At 73.5% G+C, this 22107-nt stretch carries 21 protein-coding genes; 3 read left to right on the top strand and 18 right to left on the bottom strand.

Going from position 1 to position 22107, the window contains the following annotated elements; all coding sequences use genetic code 11:
- Window positions 1-14: 14 nt before the first annotated feature.
- The 12 genes from ACFVYK_RS12110 to ACFVYK_RS12055 all read right to left on the bottom strand — a co-directional run bounded on the left by ACFVYK_RS12110 (window position 15) and on the right by ACFVYK_RS12055 (window position 11370).
- Window positions 15-377, bottom strand: a complete 363-nt coding sequence (locus ACFVYK_RS12110) for a hypothetical protein (protein ID WP_389771965.1) — start codon at window positions 375-377, stop codon at window positions 15-17.
- Window positions 378-409: 32 nt separating this feature from the next.
- The gene (locus ACFVYK_RS12105; protein WP_389771962.1) at window positions 410-1930 is read right to left on the bottom strand and encodes a family 43 glycosylhydrolase; all 1521 of its coding nucleotides are present in this window, start codon (window positions 1928-1930) and stop codon (window positions 410-412) included.
- Window positions 1927-2781, bottom strand: a complete 855-nt coding sequence (locus ACFVYK_RS12100; protein ID WP_389771960.1) for a PmoA family protein — start codon at window positions 2779-2781, stop codon at window positions 1927-1929. Before ACFVYK_RS12100 ends, ACFVYK_RS12105 begins: the two co-directional genes overlap by 4 nt.
- Window positions 2781-3950, bottom strand: coding sequence for a Gfo/Idh/MocA family protein (locus ACFVYK_RS12095; protein WP_389771957.1), 1170 nt, complete (start codon window positions 3948-3950; stop codon window positions 2781-2783). The genes ACFVYK_RS12100 and ACFVYK_RS12095 overlap by 1 nt, the downstream gene beginning before the upstream one ends.
- On the bottom strand, window positions 3947-4288 hold the full coding sequence (locus ACFVYK_RS12090) for a hypothetical protein (RefSeq protein WP_389771954.1): 342 nt from the start codon (window positions 4286-4288) through the stop codon (window positions 3947-3949). Before ACFVYK_RS12090 ends, ACFVYK_RS12095 begins: the two co-directional genes overlap by 4 nt.
- The gene (locus ACFVYK_RS12085; protein ID WP_389771951.1) at window positions 4285-5184 is read right to left on the bottom strand and encodes a carbohydrate ABC transporter permease; all 900 of its coding nucleotides are present in this window, start codon (window positions 5182-5184) and stop codon (window positions 4285-4287) included. Before ACFVYK_RS12085 ends, ACFVYK_RS12090 begins: the two co-directional genes overlap by 4 nt.
- Window positions 5181-6116 carry a carbohydrate ABC transporter permease gene (locus ACFVYK_RS12080; RefSeq protein ID WP_389771949.1) on the bottom strand — a complete coding sequence of 312 codons (936 nt, stop codon included), beginning with the start codon at window positions 6114-6116 and terminating at the stop codon, window positions 5181-5183. Before ACFVYK_RS12080 ends, ACFVYK_RS12085 begins: the two co-directional genes overlap by 4 nt.
- A 241-nt stretch (window positions 6117-6357) precedes the next feature.
- The gene (gene araD, locus ACFVYK_RS12075) at window positions 6358-8103 is read right to left on the bottom strand and encodes an L-arabinonate dehydratase (RefSeq protein ID WP_389771947.1); all 1746 of its coding nucleotides are present in this window, start codon (window positions 8101-8103) and stop codon (window positions 6358-6360) included.
- Window positions 8100-9011, bottom strand: a complete 912-nt coding sequence (locus ACFVYK_RS12070; protein WP_389771944.1) for a dihydrodipicolinate synthase family protein — start codon at window positions 9009-9011, stop codon at window positions 8100-8102. Before ACFVYK_RS12070 ends, araD begins: the two co-directional genes overlap by 4 nt.
- Window positions 9008-9691: a GntR family transcriptional regulator gene (locus ACFVYK_RS12065; protein ID WP_389771941.1), complete on the bottom strand. Its 684-nt coding sequence runs from the start codon at window positions 9689-9691 to the stop codon at window positions 9008-9010. Before ACFVYK_RS12065 ends, ACFVYK_RS12070 begins: the two co-directional genes overlap by 4 nt.
- A gap of 164 nt (window positions 9692-9855) precedes the next feature.
- On the bottom strand, window positions 9856-10617 hold the full coding sequence (locus ACFVYK_RS12060; RefSeq protein ID WP_389771939.1) for an MBL fold metallo-hydrolase: 762 nt from the start codon (window positions 10615-10617) through the stop codon (window positions 9856-9858).
- Window positions 10618-10773: 156 nt separating this feature from the next.
- Window positions 10774-11370 carry a TIGR03086 family metal-binding protein gene (locus ACFVYK_RS12055; RefSeq protein WP_389771936.1) on the bottom strand — a complete coding sequence of 199 codons (597 nt, stop codon included), beginning with the start codon at window positions 11368-11370 and terminating at the stop codon, window positions 10774-10776.
- Window positions 11371-11469: 99 nt separating this feature from the next.
- On the opposite strand from ACFVYK_RS12055, the gene ACFVYK_RS12050 reads away from it, so the two are divergent.
- Window positions 11470-12714 (top strand): MFS transporter, encoded by a 1245-nt coding sequence (locus ACFVYK_RS12050; protein ID WP_389771935.1) that lies wholly within the window; start codon window positions 11470-11472, stop codon window positions 12712-12714.
- Window positions 12715-12835: 121 nt separating this feature from the next.
- Here ACFVYK_RS12050 and ACFVYK_RS12045 read toward each other — a convergent pair whose 3' ends face one another.
- Window positions 12836-14008: a hypothetical protein gene (locus tag ACFVYK_RS12045; RefSeq protein WP_389771933.1), complete on the bottom strand. Its 1173-nt coding sequence runs from the start codon at window positions 14006-14008 to the stop codon at window positions 12836-12838.
- Window positions 14009-14968 carry a 5-dehydro-4-deoxyglucarate dehydratase gene (locus tag ACFVYK_RS12040; RefSeq protein ID WP_389771930.1) on the bottom strand — a complete coding sequence of 320 codons (960 nt, stop codon included), beginning with the start codon at window positions 14966-14968 and terminating at the stop codon, window positions 14009-14011.
- 220 nt (window positions 14969-15188) lie between these two features.
- On the opposite strand from ACFVYK_RS12040, the gene ACFVYK_RS12035 reads away from it, so the two are divergent.
- Together ACFVYK_RS12035 and ACFVYK_RS12030 are read left to right on the top strand one after the other, a co-directional pair.
- Window positions 15189-15998, top strand: coding sequence for an NAD-dependent epimerase/dehydratase family protein (locus ACFVYK_RS12035; RefSeq protein ID WP_389771927.1), 810 nt, complete (start codon window positions 15189-15191; stop codon window positions 15996-15998).
- A 151-nt stretch (window positions 15999-16149) separates the two neighbouring features.
- A complete protein-coding gene (locus ACFVYK_RS12030) occupies window positions 16150-17373 on the top strand; it encodes a TerD family protein (protein ID WP_389772098.1) in 1224 nt (407 codons plus the stop codon).
- A gap of 77 nt (window positions 17374-17450) precedes the next feature.
- Here the strand turns inward: ACFVYK_RS12030 and ACFVYK_RS12025 are convergent, their stop codons facing one another.
- The 4 genes from ACFVYK_RS12025 to ACFVYK_RS12010 form a co-directional block, all read right to left on the bottom strand.
- On the bottom strand, window positions 17451-18023 hold the full coding sequence (locus ACFVYK_RS12025) for a TetR/AcrR family transcriptional regulator (RefSeq protein ID WP_389771925.1): 573 nt from the start codon (window positions 18021-18023) through the stop codon (window positions 17451-17453).
- Window positions 18024-18289: 266 nt separating this feature from the next.
- Window positions 18290-19315: a 1-aminocyclopropane-1-carboxylate deaminase gene (locus tag ACFVYK_RS12020; protein ID WP_389771922.1), complete on the bottom strand. Its 1026-nt coding sequence runs from the start codon at window positions 19313-19315 to the stop codon at window positions 18290-18292.
- Complete coding sequence (locus ACFVYK_RS12015; RefSeq protein ID WP_389771919.1) at window positions 19287-20030, bottom strand: GntR family transcriptional regulator; 744 nt, start codon at window positions 20028-20030, stop codon at window positions 19287-19289. Before ACFVYK_RS12015 ends, ACFVYK_RS12020 begins: the two co-directional genes overlap by 29 nt.
- 152 nt (window positions 20031-20182) lie before the next feature.
- Entirely contained in the window at window positions 20183-21766 is a 1584-nt protein-coding gene (locus ACFVYK_RS12010) for a TROVE domain-containing protein (RefSeq protein WP_389772095.1), read from the bottom strand.
- Between the last annotated feature and the right edge of the window lie 341 nt (window positions 21767-22107).

Here is a 22107-nt window from a genome sequence, read left to right as displayed (position 1 = left end):
GAAGTTGTGGGGGGTCAGTGGGCGGTGCGGGCGTACGACGCCCAGACGTCCGCGCCCTCGACGCGGTCCGGGACGTGCGGCGCGACCGCGTCGCCGGTCTGCTTCCGCGGCCCGGGGAGCCGGGTGACCAGCGCGGGGACGGCGGCGGGCGGGTCCGGGCGGCGGGCGGGGAAGTCCGGCGGTTCGCAGGCCGCGCCCCACTCGTCGGTCCGGCCGCTCGGGTTCCTGGGGATCGACGCGCGCTCGGCGTCGGGGTTCAGGTGCGGCTCGCCGGCGGCCTCGCCGACCGCGCCGGGGCAGAGACCGGCCGGCGGACCGGGTACGGCCGCCGGGGCCACGGCCGGCCTCGGTGAACGCTGGCTGGGGAAGTGCGTCATTGCGGCTCCCAAGGGCGTGCGGAACGGATGGGTCAGAGCGGTCTGATCCGGAACTCCTCGAACGTGGCCGCCCCTGCGTGTCCCGTCCCGACGGGCGCGAGGGCGAAGAGGCCGAGCAGGGCGCCGACCCAGCGCCACGGGGTGGCGGCGAAGACGGGGCCCGAGTGACGCGGGCCGTCGCCGAGGTCGTACGCGAAACGGCAGCGCGCGCCGGCGCCGATCTCGATCCGCAGCCGTGCCCGGCCCGAGGGGGCGAGCCGCGGATGAGCGGCGTCCCGTTCCCGGTCGGCCACCGGCTCGGCGAACCGGTGCACCAGATGGACGGCTCCGTCGGCGCCCCGCTGGAGGCCGATCCAGCCGAAGGCGTCCCCGAGGACCGCGAGTCCGGCACGGGCCCCCGGTTCCTCGCTGTGCAGCCGCAGCTCCACCTCGACGGCCGAGGGGCGCCCGGGCAGCCGTTGGGTGAGGATGTTCGGCAGGGTGCGCAGATCATGCGCGTCGGCGGTCCGCACACAGGTCAGACGCAGTCCGTCGGCGGAGTGCTGGGTCGCCCAGCCGTCCTGGGGGTTGGCCGTCCACGACCACTGGCGGCCGAAGCGTCCGCCGGGGAAGTCGTCGTCGTCGGCGGGCGCGGCGGGCGGCTGCGCGGGCAGGGCGGGCCGCCGGTGTTCCAGGACGGGTGCGCCCTCGTCCCCGATGACCGGCCAGCCTCCCTCGCTCCCCCACTGCATCGGCTGCAGGTGGACGACCCTGCCGTAGGCGCCGCGCTGCTGGAAGTGCAGGAACCAGTCCTCGCCGTGCGGGGTGCGCACCCAGCCGCCCTGGTGCGGGCCGTTGACGCCGGTGTCCCGCTGCTCCAGGACGATGCGCTCCTCGTAGGGGCCGAAGAAGTCCCGGGCGCGGAAGGCGCCCTGCCAGCCGGTCTCCACCCCGCCGGCGGGGGCGAGGATCCAGAACCAGCCGTCGTGGCGGTAGAGCTTCGGCCCTTCCAGGGTGAACCAGCCGGGGATCCGGTCCCCGTCGACGATCACCTTGCCCTCGTCGAGGACGGCCGTCCCCTCCGGGTGCATACGGTGGCCGGTGAGCCGGTTCTTGACGCCCGCGCGGGACTTCGCCCAGGCGTGCACCAGATAGGCCTCGCCGGTCTCCTCGTCCCACAGCGGGCACGGGTCGATGAGCCCCTTGCCCTCCTTGACCAGGTGCGGACCGGTCCAAGGGCCCCGGATCTCGGGGGCGTTCACCTGGAAGACGCCCCGGTCCGGGTCGCCCCAGAAGATCCAGAAGCGGTCGTCATGGTGGCGCAGGGCGGGCGCCCAGACCCCGCAGTCGTGGCGCGGGGCCGTGAACTCCTCCGCCGGTTCGAGGCGTTCGAGGGCATGGCCGACCAGCGTCCAGCCGACCAGGTCGCGTGAATGCAGCAACGGGAGGCCGGGGGCGCGGCCGAAGCTGGAGGCGGTGAGGTAGAAGTCGTCGCCGACGCGCACGACGTCGGGGTCGGACCAGTCGGCGTTCAGGACGGGGTTGGTGTACGTCTCGTGCCGCTCGTGCGTCACTGGCCGACCGCCTTGCGGACCAGCGCCGCCGCCTCGTCCCGGTTCAGCCGGCCGTCGGCGACGACGGTGACGATCCGGCGCACGGCCGTCTCGCCGGGCGGGATCGGCAGCCGTTCGGCGAAGGCCAGCGAGGAGCCGACGCCCGGGTACTCGGCGGTGCGCACGAACCAGGGGTCGCGGCGGGTGGCGCCGGTGGCTCCCGCGAAGACGAGCGTCCAGCCGGCGCCGGCCAGGGCGAGCCAGTCGGCGCGGGCGCCGTGGACGGCCGCCTCGCCCTGCGTGTCGGCCGTGAAGACGTCGGGGGGCGTGCTCTCCTTCCTGGCCCGCCAGAAGAAGCCGCCGTAGGCCGCTCCGGGGCGTCCGTTCGTCGCCGGGCTGCCGATGGAGAGCGGGCCGGACGTGACGTTGGTCAGGGAGAAGGTGAAGTCCAGCGCCCAGGCGGCCGAGGTGAGTTCGGTGGCCGCCACCGTGCGGCGCTCGCGCAGCAGCTCCCTTCCCGAGGCGACCCAGCGCAGCTCCTCCACGAAGCCGTCGGGGTCGCGCAACTGGAACGAGCCGTGCCGCTGGGCGCCGTGATCGTCCAGCTCGGTCGGGCCCCGGTCGCGGACGTAGGTGCGGCCGCCCCAGAAGTTGTGCCCCTCGACGTCGGGTACGGCTACACCGACGCCGAGGTGGTGGGTGTGGTCGGCGGGGCTGAGCTCGGTGACCGCCGTGCCGGCCAGGGTGGTGACGGGGTGCAGGTAGGGGCGCGGGGACAGCCGGGCGGGCAGCTCGGGCCGGATGACGTATTGGGCGACCGGGCGGCCGGCGACACGCAGGACGACCGGTGAGTCGGGTGCCGATGCGGTCATCAGGGGCTCACCTCTTTCGGATGCGCGGTCGGGAACGCCCAGGGGGCGCCCAGTTCGGAGTAGAGGCAGAGGGTGTCGGCGGCGGCCGCGACCAGGCCGTCGACGCCGGGGACGACGCGCCGGTCCTCCTCCGGCAGCAGGCGCCAGGCCCGTCCGGGCAGCTGGACGGGGTCGGGGGCCGTCCGGATCGCCTCGACGACCCGCATGAACGACTCGGTCGCGGCGGGCGGGACGAGCAGGTCCGTCCCGTCGGTGAGGTGGTCGACGAGGTTCTCCAGCAGGTCGGTGCGGCCGTACTCGAACTCCTCGGGGCCGTGGCCGGCCCGCTGGAGCAGCACGCGGTCCTGCTTGTACCAGTAGGTGATCCGGCCGCGGTCGCCGTGGACGACGACGTACGGCTCGTCGGGGTCCTCGGCGCACAGTGTGGCCGCGACGACGACGTGCCGGCCGCCGGTCGTGCTCACGCGGACGCAGGAGGTGTCGTCGGACTCGATGGCGTTGGCGTGCGCCAGCTCGGTCTCGATGCGGGCGACGTCCTCGGCGCGGGTGGCGCCGGCCAGCGCCAGGGCGGTGGCGACGGCGTGCGCGAGCGGGTTGGTGAGCGCCCCGTCGACCACGTCGACGCCGTTCAGCCGCCGCCTGCCCGCCCACGGCGCCCGCCGGTAGTACGACTGGGCGCGCGCCCAGGCCCCGGCGCCGCCGACTCCCGTCACCTCGCCGATCGCGCCGTCCTCGATCAGCGTGCGGATCGCGGGCACGGCGTGCGAGCCCAGCGACTGGAAGCCGATCTGGCAGGCGACCCCGGCCCGGGCGACCCCGTCGGCCATCCGCCGGAACTCGGCGTAGGACGGGGCCGGCGGCTTCTCCAGGAGCAGGTGCACGCCCTTGCCGGCCGCGGTCAGGGCGAGGTCGGTGTGGGTGGGGATCGGGGTGCAGACGACGGCGACCCGGGCGCCGGTCGTGTCCAGCAGGGCGCCGAAGTCGGCGGACTGCTCGGGCGTGCCGAGGCCCTCGGGGAGCTCGGCCGGGGTCAGCGGGGTCAGCTCGCAGACGCCCGCCAGCCGGACGATGCCCTTGTCCTGGAGCCTGCGGATGTTGTCCAGGTGCCAGCGGCCGTGGCCGCGCGCGCCCGCGAGGACGACGGGGACGGCGGTGTCCGGGGTGTTCATGGGATCCTCCCTGCGCCTGCGCCGCGTGCCACCTCGCTGTCGGCTGCCGCGGCGCTGTCGATCTTTCGCTGCAGGGTAGGCGTCCGGCCGACGTCCGCCGTGACGTCGCGCCGAGTGCCGCTGTCGTAGGCGTGGCCGATCGCGACGAGGTGCACGAGCCGGCCGTCGAGCAGGGTGCCGCTCCGGTGCACGGCGGCGCCGTTCCCGCCGGCGCCGTGGGCGGCCCGGCCGTCGCCGGCGGCGAGGGTCTCACGGCCGAGGCCGCGGGAGCGCGCGTGCGCGGGGACGCGCAGGCCTCCCGTCGTCGCGGCGGCGAAGGCGGTCTGACGGCCCCTCATCCCTTCACCGCTCCCGCGCTGAAGCCGGTGATCAGCCACTTCTGGATGAAGGCGAAGACGATCACCACGGGGACGGCGGCGATGATGCCGCCCGCGGCCAGCGCTCCCAGGTCGACGCTGTCGGCGCTCATCAGGGTGTTCAGGCCGACCGGGATCGTCTGCTTGGTCTGGTCGGACAGGAACATCAGGGCGAAGAGGAAGTGGTTCCAGGCGTGCACGAAGGCGAAGGAGCCGACGGCGATCAGCCCGGGCCGCAGCAGCGGCAGGACGACGATGCGAAAGGCGGTGAGCCGGCCGCAGCCGTCGACCCAGGCGGCCTCCTCCAGGGAGTAGGGCACGTTCCGGATGAAGCCGCTGATCAGGATCATCGACAGCGGCAACTGGAACACCGTCTCGGCGAGGATGACGCTGCCCAGCGAGTTGATCAGCTTCAGCTCGGCGAAGATCTGGAACAGCGGCACGAGGAGCAGCGCTCCCGGCACGAACTGGGTGCACAGCAGGGCGAGCATGAACGCGCGCTTGATCCTGAAGTCGAAGCGGGCGAGGGCGTAACCGCCGGCCAGCGCGACTCCGGTGGTGAGCAGCAGGGTCGCCACGCCGGTGAGGACGCTGTTCTGGAAGTAGACCCCGAAGTCCCGCTCGTTCCAGACCTTCTCGAAGTGGTCGAAGGTCATCGGCCAGGGCACGAGCGAGGTCGACCCGGCCGGGCGGAGCGCGAACAGCAGGATCCAGTAGAAGGGGACGAGGGTGAAGACGAGGTAGATGCCCAGGGGAAGGTAGATCTGCCAGCGCGGGGCCTCGTCCCAGGGGCGTTTCCTGCCGGCCGGCTGCCGGCCCGCCGCGGCGGGCGCGCGCACGGGGACGGACGTGACCTCGGTGGCCTCCTCGGTGATCACTTGTCGCCTCCTCCGAACTTGCTCAGCCGCAGATAGACCATCGAGCAGAAGAGCAGGATCACGAACGCGACCGTGGTGAGGGCGGACGCGTAGCCGAAGTTGTGGGCGTCGACGCTGGTGTTGGCGATGTAGAGCGGGAGGGTGGTGGTCTCCCCCGCGGGGCCGCCCCCGGTGAGCGTGTAGAGCAGGTCGACGTTGTTGAACTCCCACACCGCGCGCAGCAGCGTGGACAGGACGATGGCGTCCTTGAGATGGGGCAGGGTGATGTGCCAGAACTGCTTGATCCGGCTCGCTCCGTCGACCTCGGCGGCCTCGTACAGGTCCTTGGAGACGGACTGCAGGTCGGCGAGGATGAGGATCGCGAAGAAGGGGACGCCGCGCCACAGGTCGGCGACGACCACCGCCGGGAAGACGGTGGAGGTCTCCGACAGCCAGCTCGTGCCGTACTCGCCGAGCCCCAGATCCGCGAGGTAGCGGCTGACGCCCGTCTGGGAGTTGTACAGCAGCACCCAGATCGCGGAGGTCAGCACGCCGGAGACGGCCCAGGGCGAGAACACCAGCGCCCGGCCGAGCGCCCGGCCGGCGAAGGTCTGGTTGACGATCAGCGCCAGCGCCAGGCCGAACAGCAGTTGCAGCCCGACCTCGACGAAGACCCACTTCGCGCTGAAGGCCAGCGTGTCCCAGAACTGGGGGTCCTCGGTGAAGATGTGGACGAAGTTGTCGAAGCCCGCGTACCCGTTGCGCCACGGCTTGGTGGGGTTGAAGTTCTGCAGGCTGTAGTAGAAGACGCTGACGACCGGGTAGGCGATGAAGCCCAGCATCAGCAGGGCCGCCGGCGCGATCAGCAGGTACGGCAGTCTGCGGGGCGTGGCGGAGGCACGGCGCCGCCGGGGTGGCGCGGGCGGTTTCGCCACGGCTGCGGCTTGGGCCATGACTGTTCTCCGTTCTCGGTGCGTCTCTCGGCGCATCTCTCGATGCGTTCTTCGGCGCGTCTCTCGGCGCGACTCTCGATGCGTCTCTCGATGCGTTCTTCGGTGCGTCTCTCGGTGCGTCTTCCGGTGCGTCCGGCTGTGCGTCTCGCGGTCGCGGCGAGCGTTCGCGTGCGTCGTGCCGTCGTCGGAGGTGAAGCGCTTTCTGCATGGACAGGCGTGTGCGCTCCCCTGCCGGCGGCGGTCAGCCCGCGTAGGGGTCCGCGACCTTGCCGGGGCGGGCCAGGAACGCGAAGTCGCAGCCGGTGTCGGCCTGGGTGATCTGTTCGGTGTAGAGCGCGCCGTAGCCGCGCTCGTAACGGGTGGGCGGCGGCGTCCACCGCGCCCTGCGCCGTTCCAGCTCGTCGTCGTCCACGTCGAGCCGCAGGGTGCGGGCCTCGACGTCGAGGGTGATGGAGTCGCCGGTGCGGACCAGGGCCAGGGGCCCGCCGACATACGACTCGGGCGCCACGTGCAGCACGCACGCGCCGTAACTCGTGCCGCTCATCCGGGCGTCGGAGATGCGCACCATGTCCCGCACTCCCTGCTTGAGGAGGTGGTCGGGGATGGGCAGCATGCCGTACTCGGGCATGCCCGGGCCGCCCTTGGGGCCGGAGCCCCGCAGCACCAGCACGGTGTCCGCGGTGATGCCCAGGTCCGGGTCGTTGATGGTGCGCTGCATGGTGCGGTAGTCGTCGAAGACGACCGCGGGCCCGGTGTGCCGCAGCAGGTGCGGCTCGGCGGCGATGTGCTTGATGACCGCGCCGTCCGGGCAGAGGTTGCCCCGCAGCACGGCGACCCCGCCCTCGCTCGCCACCGGGTTGTCCCGGGGGCGGATGACGTCGTCGTCGTGCACCCGGGCGCCGGCGAGCTGCTCGCGCATCGTGTCGTGCGAGACGGTCGGCCGGTCCAGGTGGAGCAGGTCCGGGATCCGGGAGAGGAAGCCGGGCAGGCCGCCGGCGAAGTGGAAGTCCTCCATGAGGTACTTCCGGCCGCCGGGCCGGACGTTGGCGAGGACGGGTACCGTTCGGGCGACGCGGTCGAAGTCGTCGAGGGTGAGCTTGACGCCCGCGCGGCCCGCCATGGCGATGAGATGGATCACCGCGTTCGTCGAGCCGCCGAGCCCGAGGACGGTCGTCACCGCGTCCTCGAAGGCGTCCGCGGTGAGGATGTCGCTCAACCGGCGGTCGCGGTGGACCAGTTCGACGATGCGCAGGCCGGCGGCGGCCGCCATCCGGTCGTGCCCGGAGTCCACGGCCGGGATGCTCGACGCCCCCGGGACCGTCACCCCCAGCGCCTCCGCGGCGGCCGTCAGCGTGGACGCGGTGCCCATCGTCATGCAGTGGCCCGGTGACCGGGCGAGCCCGCTCTCCAGCTCGGCCAGCTCGCAGTCGCCGATGAGGCCGGCCCGCCTGTCGTCCCAGTACTTCCACATGTCGGTGCCCGAGCCGAGGACCTCGTTGCGCCAGTGGCCCGGCAGCATGGGCCCGGCGGGCACGAAGACGGCCGGCAGGTCGACGCTGGCCGCGCCCATCAGCAGGGCCGGCGTGGTCTTGTCGCAGCCGCCCATCAGCACCGCCCCGTCGACCGGGTAGGAGCGCAGCAGCTCCTCGGTCTCCATCGCGAGGAGGTTGCGGTACAGCATCGGGGTCGGCTTCTGGAAGGTCTCGCTGAGCGTGGAGACCGGGAACTCCAGCGGGAAGCCGCCCGCCTGCCACACGCCCCGCTTCACGGCCTGCGCGCGGTCGCGCAGGTGGACGTGGCAGGGGTTGATGTCGGACCAGGTGTTGAGGACGGCGATGACGGGCTTGCCGAGGTGCTCCTCGGGGAGATAGCCGAGCTGGCGGGTGCGGGCGCGGTGGCTGAAGGAACGCAGGCCCTCCGCGCCGTACCACTGGTGGCTTCTGAGCTCCTCGGGGCGTTTGACGGCCTGATCGTCGAAGCGCTTCATATGGACCATCCCGCTGCTATCGCGGCGACCTCGGCACGCTCACCCTCGGGCAGCGGCCGGCTCGGCGGCCGCACCTCGCGCCGACACAGGCCCAGCGACGCCAGGGCCTCCTTGACGACGGTGACGTTGTTGGCAGAGCCGTCCGCGGCTCGCAGCTCCTCGAAGCGTCTGATCTGTTCCCACACCTTCATGGCGGCCGGGTAGTCCCCTGATCGAAGCGCTTCGATCATGTTCAGCGAGACGGCCGGGGCGACGTTCACGAGCCCGGAGGTGAAGCCGGTGGCGCCCGCGGAGAAGTACGACGGCGCGTACGGCTCGGCGAGACCGGCGACCCAGACGAAGCGCTCCAGCCCGGCGTCCCGCGCGAACGCCGCGAAGCAGGAGGCGTCCGGGACCGCGTACTTGACGCCGATGACGTTCGGGCAGTCGTCGGCGAGTTCGGCCAGGCGCTTGCCGTGCAGCCGCGCGTTGCGGATGTAGGGGACGACGCCCAGCTCGGGCACGGACTCGGCGATGGCCCGGTGGTAGTCGACCCAGCCGCTCTGCGAAACGTACGGGTGGACCGGCTGATGGACCATCACCATCTGCGCGCCCAGCTCCCGGGCGTGCCGGGCGGAGGCGACGGCGGTCGGCACGTCGTGCCCGACGCCGGCCAGGATCACGGCCCGCCCGCCCGCCTCGTCGACGGTCAGCTCGGTGACCAGGCGGCGCTCCTCGGGGGTGAGCGCGTAGAACTCGCCGGTGTTGCCGTTCGGGGTGAGGGTGGTGATCCCGCCGTCGAGCAGCCGGCGCACCAGGGCCCGGTGGGCGGGCCGGTCGACGGCGCCGTCCTCGGCGAACGGGGTCACCGGGATGGCCACCACGTCGGCCAGGGCCGCTCGCTGGGTCTCGAACGCCACGCTGCTCATTCCTGACCTTCCTTGGCCGGAGCCTGTTCGAGGGCGGCCGCTTCGGCGGTCTCGGGGAACGCCCGGTGCACGAAGGACGCGATGTGGGCGTGCAGGGCGCGGGCCGCGCCGTCCGCGTCGCCGGCCAGCGCGAGCCGCAGGATCTCGCGGTGTTCGCCGGCCTCGCGCTCCCAGGAGGGCGAGGCCGCCCAGGCGACGGCGGAGACCAGGGCGGCCTGGTCGCGGACCTCGTCGAGCATCCGGCCGAGCAGCGGGTTGCCGCAGGGCAGATACAGCGCGCGGTGGAACTCCCGGTTGGCCAGGGACCGTTCGGCGGTGTCGGCAGCCTCGTCGGCCATCGTCAGCGCCTCGCGGGCGGCCTCCAGGGAGGCGCCCCGGCGTACGGCCCGCCTGAGCGCCTCGGGTTCGAGGAGCAGGCGTACGTCGTAGACCTCGCGCGCCATGTCCGCGTCCACCATGCGCACCGTGACGCCCTTGTACTGGCTCATGACGACCAGACCGGTGCCGGCCAGGGTCTTGAGCGCCTCGCGCACCGGGGTCTTGGAGACCCCGAACTGCGCGGCGAGCTCGGTCTCGACCAGGGCCTGACCGGGCGTCAGCCGCCCGGTGAGGATGCGGCGTTTGATCTCCTCCAGCACGTACTGCGTGCGGGACGGGATCGGCGTGGGCACAGAGGTCATGCGCGCCTCTCGGATGTCGCGTGTCTGATCACGGATCTCGCATATCGCGTCTCATATATGACGTACGAGGTACGACGCGTTGAAGGTAGGAGGGGCCCCGTGTTTCGTCAATGCTTCTGGCAAAGGAAGTTGGGGTTGCCGTGACGCAAGGGCCCCAAGGGGGGTCAGAAGGGGATGGTCTCGCCCTCGCGCGCCGTGCGGGTCGGCCCCTCGAACACGGCGGCGGCGCGGGCGGTGGCCGCCTGCCGGGTGAGCGTGGGGCCGACATGCGTGACGTACAGCTCGCGCACCCCTGCCTTGCGGGCGGCCTCGCCGGCGTCCTCGGGCGTGAGGTGCACCGCCTGCTCGCGTTCGCCTTCGCGATGCTGGTCGAGGTCCGCCTCGCACAGGAACAGGTCGGCGCCCGAGGCGAGTTCGGTGAGCGCGTCGCACGGCCCGCTGTCCCCGGAGTACGCGAGGACGCTCCCCTGGCATTCGGCGCGCAGCGCGTACGCCTCGGTGTCGTGGGCCACCGCGCGCGAGGTGAGGCGCAGATTCCAGTGCCGCACGGTGTGCCCGTCGAACAGCGGCCTGAAGTCGAGGAACTCGCTGAGGAACCGCACGTCCGGCCTGCCCAGGAAGCCGGCCAGCCGCCGGGCGCAGTCGAGCGGCGCGTACACCGGGATCGGGGCCGGCGGGGCCATCCCGCCGTGGGCGAACGCGTACGCGGCGGCGAGGAGGTCCGCGCTGTGGTCGGCGTGCAGGTGCGAGATCCAGATCGCGGTGAGCCGGTCGGGATCCGTGTGCCGCTGCAACTCCGCGAACGTGCCGGGCCCGGCGTCCACCCACACCTCCGCCCCTGCGCCGCGCAGCAGGTATCCCGAGCAGGGACGGCCCGGAGCCGGGTGCGGGGAAGCGGTGCCGAGGACGGTGAGGCTGAGGGGCATGGTGGGGAGCGTACGTTTCGCTCCCGCCGTCCGCCCCCTGATTGCCTCCGTCTACGGCAACCGCAGGCCGGCGTCTACGGGGATGCCGGGTCCACGACGGGCCCCGGGTCACGTGCGCCCGGGGTGACGTGCGCCCGGGGTGACGTGTGCCCAGGGCTAGGACCGGGGCGCCCACCCCGGATCGCGTCCGCTCAGCCCGACCGCCCGGTCGAGCAGGGGGGCGTCGTCCGGGACGGGCACGACGGGGCCGAAGGGGCCGACGCCGGAATCGCCGTCGGCCGCGGCGGCCAGGAATCCGTGCGCCGCCGTCAGCGCCGCCGGGTCGGGGTCGTACTCCTGGCCGGTGGCCCGGGCCAGGTCCCAGCCGTGGATCACCAGCTCGTCCGCGACGACGGCGCCGGCGACCGCGCCGGGCAGGTCCACGCCGCCCGCGCGGGTCATGCCGGTCCAGGCGGCCGGGTCGCGCCAGGCGTCGACGAGGGCGTCGAGCACCTTGGCCAGTTCCCCGCGCCAGCCGGGGCCGATGTCCGGCGCGGCCGCGTCGGGAGGGGTGTCGGTCGTGGGACCGAGGTCCTTGCGGGCCGCGTCCCGGAAGGCGACGGACAGGCCGGTGAGGTGTCCGAGCAGGTTGCGCACGGCACAGCCCGGGCAGGGCGTCTCGTGCGCGAGCTGCTCCTCGCGCACGCCGTCCGCGAGGCGCGCGACGGTCCGGGCCTGCGGCCCGAGGTCGAAGGTCGTCGTCGTGTCGGTCATATGAGGGAGACCGGCCGCGCGCCGGAAACTCATCGCGGCCCCCGGATAAGGCACCTGCCCGACGCGGCGCGAACCTCCTTAGACCCACGATGACCGGACATGACGAAGAACTGGTCCGTGGTTCGTGTCGTGCGGGAACGGGACGCGGCGCTCTGCCTGGCGGTGTCGGTGGTGTCCGGCTTCGGCACCTCGGCGCTCTGGCTGGCGTCCGGCGTGTGGGTCAAGGACCTCACCGGCTCGAACGGGCTCGCCGCGCTGTGCGTGCTGGCGCTGTGGGCGCCCACGCTCCTCGCCCCGCTGCTGGGGTCCCTCGCCGACCGCGCCCGCCGACGCCCCCTGCTCGTCGCCTTCGACCTGGGCCCGGCCGCCTTGCTGCTCGCCCTCCTCGCCGTGGACTCCCCCGGCCGGCTCTGGCTGCTGTACACGGTGCTGTTCCTGTACGGCGCCGCCTCCGTCGTGATCGACGCGGCCGAGTCCGCGCTCGTGGCCGCCGTCGTCGCCCCGGAGCTGCTCGGCGACTTCAACGGGCTGCGCATGACGGTCACCGAGGGCATGAAGCTGGTGGCCCCGCCGACCGGCGCGGTCGTCTACGCGGCCCACGGCGGCCGGGGTGTGGCCCTGCTGGACGCGGCGACCTTCGTGTGCGCGGCGGGGCTGTACGGGTGCGTGCGGGTCCGCGAGGAACGGCCGCGGCGGCCTGCCGGCCACTGGCGGGCGCGGACCGCCGAGGGCGCCCGCTTCCTGTGGGGGCATCCCGAGCTGCGCCCGCTGGTCCTGGCGGGCGGCACGACGATGCTGTTCGCGGGTCTCGGCGCGCCGCTGCTCTACGCCGTCGTCGAGGGCCTCGGCCACTCCCCCGCGTACACGGGCGCGCTCTACGCCGCCCAGGGCGCCGGTTCGGTCGTGGCGGGGCTGCTCTCGGGGCCGGCGCTGCGGCGGCTGGGGGCGCGCCGGTTCGCCGCGTGCGGGATCGCCCTCACGGCCGTCGCGGTCGTCGCCCAGGCCGTCCCCTCGGACCCCGTGGCCCTGGTGTGCGGCGCGGCGATCGGGGCGGGACTGCCCTGTCCCCTCATCGCCGCGCTGACCGCCGTGCAGCAGCGGACGCCGGACGCGCTGCTCGGCCGGGTCACCGCCACGGCCGGCACCCTGCTGTACGCGCCGAACGCGTTCGGTCTGGCGGCGGGCGCCGGCCTGGTGGAACTCCTGCCGTATCAGCTGCTGTTGGTGCTGCTGGGCCTGGCCCGCCTGCCGGCGGTCCTGCCTCTGCGGCGCACGCCGGTCCACCGCGACGCCAGCGCCGCCCGCACCGCCGCCGGGTCCTCGTCCGACGCCGGCCCGGCGTGACGCCCGCGCTTCCTCGAACGTCTCCGGGCCCGCGGTCCGCCTCGCGGCGAGCACGGCGCAGCCCCGATCCGCCGCCCCGTCCGCTCCGGCGGCCGTCGCCCGCCGAGGCCGGCCCTCCCGCTCACCGCGACGCCAGCGCCGCCCGCACCGCCGCCAGGTCCTCGTCCGACGCCAACCCGGCGTGGTAGAGGCGGACTTCCGTCGCGCCGAGTTCCCGGGCGCGTGCCATGTCGGCGGTCAGGGTGCCCGGGCTGCCGCCCATGCCGGAGACGACGCCGAGGTTGGCGGCGAGGACCGCGCCCTCACGGCCCTGTTCGGCGAAGGGCGTCAGCAGGCCCGGACCGCCGGCGCAGGGCACGACCACCCCGTCCGCGACGGACAGGATGTGCGCGGGGTCGACGCCCGGGTTGGCGCCGACGTGGTACGTCACGGGGTCGGCGTGCAGGAGGACCTGGAAGCCGGCGGGTGCGGCCGCCCGGACGGCGGCCACGGCGTCCTCCTGGAGGGTGCGGGCCCGTTCGTCGCGCCACGCGCGCGTGGCCGCGGCCGTCTCCTCCCCGAGCAGCTTCTCCACCCCGGTCCAGCCCTGGTCGTCCGGCGCGCCCCGCCACAGCGGTTCCAGCGCCTCCCGTACGGCGGCGGCGAGGGCGTCGGCGTCCAGGCCCCGGTCGCCGTAGCCGGCCCGGCAGGCGGGGCAGAAGCAGAGTCCCATCAGGTACTGGCCGGCGTCCCCGAGGGCGACGCCGCCGGTCTTGTCGTGGGCGTGCAGGTGCTGGAGGCCGTACCAGCCGAGGGACTCCAGTTCCGTGCCGTTCGCGCCGGGGCGCACGGCGGCCTCGGCGGCGAGGTCGACGAGGTACGCGCGCGTGTCGGGCTGGGCGATGCAGGGAGCCCACGGGTAGCGGTCGCCGTAGGCGTTGACCACGGAGGTGTCCGGACGTTCGGCGCCCAGACGGGAGTTGTGCGCGAGGACGACCCAGGTGTGCACGTCCAGCCCGTTCCCGGCGAGCGCCTCGGCGGCCTCTTGGTAGGCGTCGCCGGGGGCCCAGTCGCCGGCCGGGTAGGGGCGCAGGGCACGGCCCTTCCAGCGGCCGGCCTCGGGATCCACCGGGTACAGCACGGACGCGTGCTCGGCGGTGACGATCCGGTGGCGCGGGTGGCGGGGGGTGAGGGCGCGGGTGGAGTGATAGGCCGCCGCGAGGGTCACCTGCTCCACGCCGAGCGCGGCGATCCGGGCCGGGGCCTCGGGGTCGCCGGTGACGTCCCAGGGATAGACGAAAGTCGACGCCTTCACTTAACGGTCCTCCTCCAGCAGCGCGTAGCCGCGCTCGATCACCTGGGCGAGCTGCTTGACATGATCCTCGCCCGGTTCGTGCAGCGGCGGGCGGACTTCGCCGACGTCGAGGCCGCGCAGCCGGACCGCGGCCTTCACGAGCGAGACGGCGTATCCGCGGCCCTGGGCGCGCAGTTCGACGAACGGCCGGTAGAAGCCGTCGAGGAGACGGTGGACGGTGGCGTCGTCGCCGGTGGCGAGCGCCCGGTGGAAGGCGAGCGCGATCTCGGGGGCGAAGCAGAACACGGCCGAGGAGTAGAGGGTGACGCCGAGGGCGCGGTAGGCGAGCTGGGTCTGTTCGGCGGTCGGCAGACCGTTGAAGTAGAGGAAGTCGCCGGGGACCTCGGTGCGTACGGCGCTGACGATCCGCTGCATCAGGTCGAGGTCGCCGAGCCCGTCCTTGAGGCCGACGATCCCCTCGGTCCTGGCGAGTTCGACGACGGTCTGCGGGGTGAAGACGGCGTTGTCGCGCTGGTAGACGACGACGGGCAGGGAGGTCGCGGCCGCCACCGACCGGTAGTGCCGCAGCAGGCCCTCCTGGGCGGCGACGACGAGGTAGGGCGGCATGGCCAGCAGACCGTCCGCCCCGGCGGCCTCGGCCAGCCGCGCGTAACGGACGGCGAGCGCGGTGCCGTAGCCGGCGCCCGCGACGACCGGGGCCCGCCCGGCGGTCTCCTGCACCGCCGCCCGGACACAGGCCTCGAACTCCTCCGGCGTGAGCGCGTGGAACTCCCCGGTCCCGCAGGCCGCGAAGACCGCGGCGGCGCCCGCCTCGACGCCGCGGCGGACGTGCGCGCGGAAGACGTCGAGGTCGAGACGGCCGTCGGGGCCGTAGGCGGTGACGGGGAAGAACAGCGGTCCGCTGGGGACGCGGAGGCGGGCGGCGAGCGGTGCTGACGTCACGGGCTCTCCCGGGTCCATATTCTTGAGCGGCGTCCATATTCCTGAACAACCTCACGCTAAGGTGCCCGAACGAGCCGGGTCAAGCCGACGAACCCCCAAGACACCAGCCGTTTCGCCTCTCCTGCGAGACACTTGACGGGCACCGCCACCGCTCCTTAGCGTGTCCATGCATGTGAACCGCAGCCACGCATGCGTCCACCCGCGTCCGCCCGCTCAAGTGATCCAAGGAGACCCGAGGATGCCCGCTCCGCGCACCGTCCTGCTCACCGGCGCCGCCGGCGGCCTCGGCACCCTGATGCGGGACCTGCTGCCGGCCTACGGCTACGAGCTGCGGCTGCTCGACCTGCGCCCGATCGAGGGCGCACCGGAGGCGATCGTCGCGGACCTGGCCGACGAAGAGGCGGTCCGGGAGGCCGTGCGGGGCGTGGACGCGATCATCCACCTCGCGGGGATCTCCCTGGAAGCCCCCTTCGAGAAGATCCTCGCCGCGAACATCGCGGGAACGTACAACCTGTACGAGGCCGCCCGCGAGGAGGGCGTGCGGCGCGTCGTCTTCGCCTCCTCCAACCACGCGGTCGGCTTCACCCCCCGCCCCGGCGACGGGGACCCGCTGATCCCGGTCGACACCCCGCGCCGCCCCGACACGTTCTACGGCCTGTCCAAGTCCTTCGGCGAGGACCTCGCCCAGCTCTACTGGGACAAGCACGGCCTGGAGAGCGTCTCGGTGCGCATCGGCTCCTGCTTCGCCGAGCCGACCAGCGTGCGCATGCTCTCGGTGTGGATGAGCCCGGCCGACGGCGCCCGCCTCTTCCACGCGGCCCTCACCGCCGAGGACGTCGGCCACACCGTCGTCTACGGCTCCTCCGCCAATACCCGCCTGTGGTGGGACCTGAGCAGCGCGCGGGCGCTCGGCTACGAGCCGCGGGACGACTCCGAGCCCTACGCCGACAAACTCGTCGCCGAGCAGGGCGAGCTGGACCCGGAGAACATCGCCCACGCCTACCTGGGCGGCCACTTCGTCAGCGACCCGCCGATCTGGCCGTACTGACCGGAAGCCACCCCCTCGCGAGGGTCACTGGAGCAGTACACGGCGGGGGGCGGCGGCAAGACCGGGGTGGCGCCGGCGAAGCGTCCGGGGGAGGTACGCGCGGGTAAGGGAACGGCAAAGTGGTCTCGTTCGTTCACCCGGCATGACAGCTATGACCCCCGGCTCGAACATCCCTCTCCCCGTCGCGCGCGTGACGGTGGACGTCGCCGCCCCGGTGCGGCTCGACGTTTCGGGCCTGCTGCTCACCGCCGACGGCAAGGTGCGCTCCGACGACGACTTCATCTTCTACAACCAGCCGAGCGGCCCCGGCGTCACCTACCGCTCCGGCGGCGGCACGTCCCCCGACGCGATCACGGTCGACACCGCCGCCGTCCCCCCGGGCATCGAGAAGATCGTCGTCACCGCGAGCCCGGACGCCGCGGGGCAGACGTTCCAGGGCGTCGAACCGACGGCGACGATCCGCAGCGCGGACGACAACGGAGTCCTGGCCACGTTCACGCCCCCGCAGCTCGGCGCGGAGACGGCGCTGGTGGTCGTGGAGATCTATCTGCGCAACGGCGTCTGGAAGGCCCGCGCGGTCGGCCAGGGCTACGCCGACGGCCTGGCCGGCATCGCCACCGACTTCGGCGTGACGGTGGAGGAGCCGGCGCCCGTCGCCCCGCCGCAGCCGGTCGCCCCGCCCAGGCCGACGGCCCAGGCCCCGGTGGCGCCGGCGACCCCGCCCGCCGACCCGCGGCTGGCCACGCCCGCACCGCCCGCCGCTCCCCCGGCCCCGCCGGCCGCCGCGCCCGGCGCCGGGAAGATCAACCTGGACAAGGGCCGGGTCAGCCTGCAGAAGAACCAGACCGTGTCACTGGTCAAGGGCGGCCGCCCGCTGCTCTCCCAGGTCAAGATGGGGCTCGGCTGGGAGCCCGCGTTCGGCGGCAAGGACATCGACCTGGACGCCTCGGTCATCGCCTTCGGCCCCCAGCGCAACCACATCGACAGCTGCTACTTCGGCAAGCTCTCCATCGTGAACGGCGCGATCAAGCACTCCGGCGACAACCTCACCGGCGAGGGCGGCGGCGACGACGAGGTGATCGTCGTCGACCTCGGCCGGCTCCCGCAGGAGGTGACCGGACTGGTCTTCACCGTGAACTCCTTCTCGGGCCAGAAGTTCACCGAGGTCGCCAAGGCCTACTGCCGGCTGCTGGACGCCGCCAGCGGCGAGGAGCTGGTCCGCTTCGACCTGACCGGCGCCGAACCGCAGACGGGCGTGCTGATGGCCAAGATGATCCGCCAGTACTCCGGCGAATGGGAGATGACGGCGATCGGCCGGTTCGTGAAGGCACGGACGGTCCGCAACATGGTGAAGCCCGGCGCCGAGGCCCTGTAGCCGCCCGGCGACCGCATCGAAGCCCTCCGCCCCGCCCGGCCGCGGGCGCCCGCCGTCGTCGGGGGCGCCCGTCGCCGTCAGCGCACCGGCCGCAGCCCCTCCGTCAGCAGCGACACGTACCGGCGGATGACGCCCGCGTCCCCCTGGGCCAGCTCCGACGCCGTCGCCACCCCGTGGGCGAGCCGCAGCACGTCGATCGGATCGACGTCCGGCCGCAGGGTGCCCTCCCGCTGCGCCGCCTCCACCAGCCGGGTCGCCGCCGCCTTCACGCGGGTGCCGCAGACGGTGACGGCGGCCGTGCCGCCGTCCGTGACGGCGGAGCCCAGCAGCGCCTTCATGCCGCGGACCTGGATCGTGCCCACGCACAGCTCGTCGAGCCACGCCGTCAGCGCCTCGCCGGGCGGCAGCTCCCCGCCGAGTTCGTCGGCCCGCGCCGCGAGCGCCTCGATCCGGTCGACGTAGGCCGCCTCCAGCAGCGCCTGCCGGGTCGGGAAGTGCCGGTAGAGGGTGCCGGAGCCGACGCCCGCCCGCTTGGCGATGTCATCGAGGGAGGCGCCCTCCCCGTGCTCGGCGAAGGCCTGCGCCGCCACCTCCAGCAAACGCGCGTAGTTGCGGCGAGCGTCCGCGCGCATGGGCCTGACCTGCGTCATCCAGTCACTCCTCGCGAACCGTGTCTCGCTGTGCGGGACGGCGAAGCCGCCCTGCAGACCGTCCCCGCGCGCCGCCCTCGCGCCGCGGTTCCACGACCGCGTCCGGTCGTGCTGACCGCGTCCGGTCGTGCTGACCGCATGGTCCACCACATCGGACCGGGACACCAGAAGACCTGGCCATCAGGAGAATGGGAGAACGGGGAAACGCGGGGAACGGGCGAGGGGGGAGCTGGGGGGTCCCAGTGCCGGGCGAAGGCCGCGGGCGGTCAGAACAGCGCGCTGTACGCGTTCAGCGCGGGCTGTCCGCCCAGGTGCGCGTAGAGCACGGTCGCCTCATGGCCGATCTCGCCGCGGGCGACCAGATGGACGAGCCCGGCCATCGACTTCCCCTCGTAGACCGGGTCGGTGACCATGCCCTCGGTCCGCGCCGCGAGCCGCATCGCCTCCAGGGTCGTCTCGTCCGGAACGCCGTAGACGCCCGCGTGGTACCGCTCGTCGAGTTCGACGTCGTCGACGGTCAGCTCGCGACGCACCCCGATCAGCCGGCCCGTGCCGTGCGCGATGCGGGCGATCTGCTCCCGGGTGCGCGCCGGCTCGGCCGAGGCGTCGATCCCGAGGACGCGGCGGGGACGGCCGCCCGCCTCCTCCAGCGCGGCGAACCCGGCGATCATGCCGGCCTGGGTCGACCCGGTCACGGAACAGACGACCACGGTGTCGAAGAACACGCCCGCCTCCCGCTCCTGCTCGGCCACCTCGTACGCCCATCCGGCGAAGCCGAGCCCGCCGAGCGGATGGTCGGAGGCCCCGGCCGGGATGGCGTAGGGCTTCCCGCCCGCCTCCTCGACCTCCCTGAGCGCCTGCTCCCAGCTCTCCTTGAAGCCGATGCCGAACCCGGCGCGGACGAGCCGCACGTCGGCGCCGACGAGCCGGCTGATCAGGATGTTGCCGACCCTGTCGTAGACGGAGTCGGGCCACTGCACCCAACTCTCCTGGACCAGCACGCACTTGAGTCCTGCGCGAGCGGCGCACGCGGCGACCTGGCGGGTGTGGTTGGACTGCACCCCGCCGATCGACACCAGGGTGTCGCACCCCTGGGCGAGCGCGTCGGCGACCAGGTACTCCAGCTTGCGGGTCTTGTTCCCGCCGTACGCGATCCCCGAGTTGCAGTCCTCGCGCTTGGCCCACAGAGCGGCCCCGCCGAGGTGGGCGGTGAGCCGTTCCATGGGGTGGACCGGCGACGGGCCGAACAGCAGGGGGTAGCGGTCATGGGAGGAGAGGGACGTCGTGGCCATGGAGCCTCCTCGGCTCAGTCGGTGCCGGCCGGTCGGCCCGATGGGCGGTGTCGGCCAGGTCTGCGGTGTCGCCCAGGTCTGTGGTGTCGGCCAGGTCGGCCAGGGTGCGCCAGATCTCCGCCGTGACCCGGACCGCCTCGTCCACGTCGCCGGCCGCGCAGGCCTCGATCAACTGTCCGTGCAGGCCGGCCGAACGGCAGGCGCCGCCTTCGCCGAAGCGCCGTCGCTCCAGCCGCCGGATGAGCGGGGTGTAGCGGGCGACGGTGGCGGCGGCCGCCCGGTTGCCGGCGGCGCGGACCAGCACGTCGTGCAGTTCGTCGTCGGCGCGCAGGGCGGCGTCCACGTCCCCAGCGCCCACCGCGGCGGCGAACCGTTCGTTGGCCGCACGCATCCCCTCGACGTCCGCCGCGAACAGCCGGGGCACCGCCACCCGGGCGACCAGCTCGTGCATCGCGCCGACCACGGCGGCCGCGTCCCGCACGTCGGCCGCCACGACCGGGGTCACCCGCGTGTAGCTCTGCGGCTTGGTCTCCAGCAGCCCCTCGTCGACCAGCCGCGCGAAAGCCTCGCGCACCGGCGCCCGGGACAGCCCCAGCCGCTCCGCGAGATCCGCGTCGCGCACCACGGCGCCGGGGGCGATGACCCCGGCCACGATGGCGTCGCGGATCGACGCGTAGGCCCGGTCCCTGAGCAGAGTGCGCGGCACAGCTTCCATGAACTGAAATGTTAGATATCAGTCACCGGCGCACACAAGAGCCCGCCTCTTCCGGTCCCCCACGTCTGAGGGGCCGGAGGTCGCGGACTGCCACGACTTCCGGCCCCTCGGCCACTACCGGCTGCGCGAGCCGGGGCGAGCGCCGCCCGCTCTCAGGGCGCCCACGGCCACTTGGTGTCGTCGGCGGCCTCCAGCAGGGGCACCATCCGGAAGGCCGCGTCCGACAGACCCCCGAAGGCGTGCCGGTTCGCCGTGCCCGACGGACCGTGGCCCGCACGGTGTCCGGCCAGGTTCCAGGTGTAGACCGGCACGTTCGCCGGCACCTGGTCGGTCGGGCCGCCGTGGCGGTTCGCGGTGAACTGCTCGTCGGTGACGATCAGCACCCGGTCGTGCGCGCGGTAGTGACGGCGCACGGCCTCGGTCGTGTCGGTACCGCCGAGGTCACCGAACCGCTCCAGGATCTTCAGCACAGACTCCCCCTTCCGGAAAGTGATCGCGTTGCTGCCGGTGCCGAACTCGACGAGGTCCGCGTCCGCCGCCCGCAGTGCGAGCGCCGTCCCGAAGATCGCCGCCGCGTCGGCCCGGGTGAGGTCGGAGCGGTCCGACAACCGCGCGTAGAACATCGAGCCGGAGCGGTCGACGAGCACCAGCGTCCGCCCCGGCAGAGCGGGCACGTTGGCCAGCGAGTGGCCGAGCGCCTGCTCCAGCGGGTACGCCCAGCGCAGCGAGGGCGCATGCCGGTACGCGGCGAGGTACCGGAACGGGAACTGCCGCGAGCGCGCGACCTCCTCCGGGTCGCTGATCCTCGCCGCCACCTGTGCCGCGACCTCGTCGCTCACCCCGGCCTCGTCGAGGTTGCGCAGGTTGCGGACCAGCGCCATGGGCCCCATGGACGGGACGACCGCCTCCCAGGCCGCCTTGTCCATCGGCCCCTGCAGCCAGCCCGCCAGCGCCTCCCAGGTGATGCCCGCCTCGGCCAGGCGCCGCGCGCCGTCCGCCGCGGTCACCACCGCGCGCCGCTCGGCGGGCGGCAGCGCCATGAGGTCGTGGTGCGCCACGAGCGCGGGCAGCGACCGGGGCGGCACGGCGGTGTCCGGGTGATGCCGGCGGTCCAGGGCGTAGCGGAACAGGTCGCCCTGCCACGGCTTGGCGGGATCCGGCGAGGCGTGCACCAGGTTGAGGATGTCGCCGAAGCGGTAGCCCTTGGACGCGGTGTCGTACTTCAGCAGCGACCTGGCGCCGTACAGCCGGCGCACGGCGTCGGCGATGCCGCGCTTGACGGGCTTGGGGACGGTGCGGCCGTGGGCCGCCGTCCAGTACCCGAGCAACTCGCCGGGCTCGTCGGCCCGCTGGAGGACGGAGTCCACGACCTGCCGGTTGGAGGGGCCGCCGGTGGCGCCCGCCGCCAGGCGCGCGTGGACGTACTCGGCGGCGCCGACGATCGCGGCCGTGCGGAGGTTTCCCTCGCCGCGCAGCCAGCCCAGCAGGCCGGCCGTCCAGGTCGGGTCGCTGACGGCGAGTTCGCGCACCAGGTGCGCGAAGCGGTCGTCGCGGGCGGCGCCGGTCTCGTAGAAGGTCTGCTGGGAGACCAGGTTCGCCACCGCCAGCAGGAAGAGCTCGGAGCGGGCGTCCCGCTCGTGGCCCCGGCCGCCCTGGTGGGTGCGCAGCGACCGGCCCGTGGTCCTCACGGGCGAGGTGGGCAGGGCCTTACGGGCACGGACGTTGAAGCGCACCATGGTGAATTCCCCCGAATTCGTGTTCATCGATTTCGCCGTTCGGCGAATCGGCTTTTCGGGGAGGCGCGACAAAGGGAAGGTGCCCGAGATCAGGGGTCGGCGACGGACCAAGTCAGATGCTCTACCCGACTGAGCTACGTCGACCCGAGGTCGACGACGGGACTCGAACCCGCGACCGTCCGATCCGATGAAGTAACCGTTGCCTGCGCACCGGGCACCCACCTCATGCTGCGCCTCCCGAGATCAAGTCGGCGGCGGCGTGGAGTTCTTTTACAGAGAAGTAGCCGCAGCCCGCGCACCGGAAGGTGCTGTGAAGTTGTGGTGTCCAGAGATCGAGGCCG

The sequence above is a fragment of the Streptomyces sp. NPDC058291 genome, assembly GCF_042880855.1.
Classification (GTDB): Bacteria; Actinomycetota; Actinomycetes; order Streptomycetales; family Streptomycetaceae; genus Streptomyces.
The sequence above is the reverse complement of the archived record's forward strand: the minus strand, read 5'-3'. Positions and strand labels throughout refer to the sequence as shown.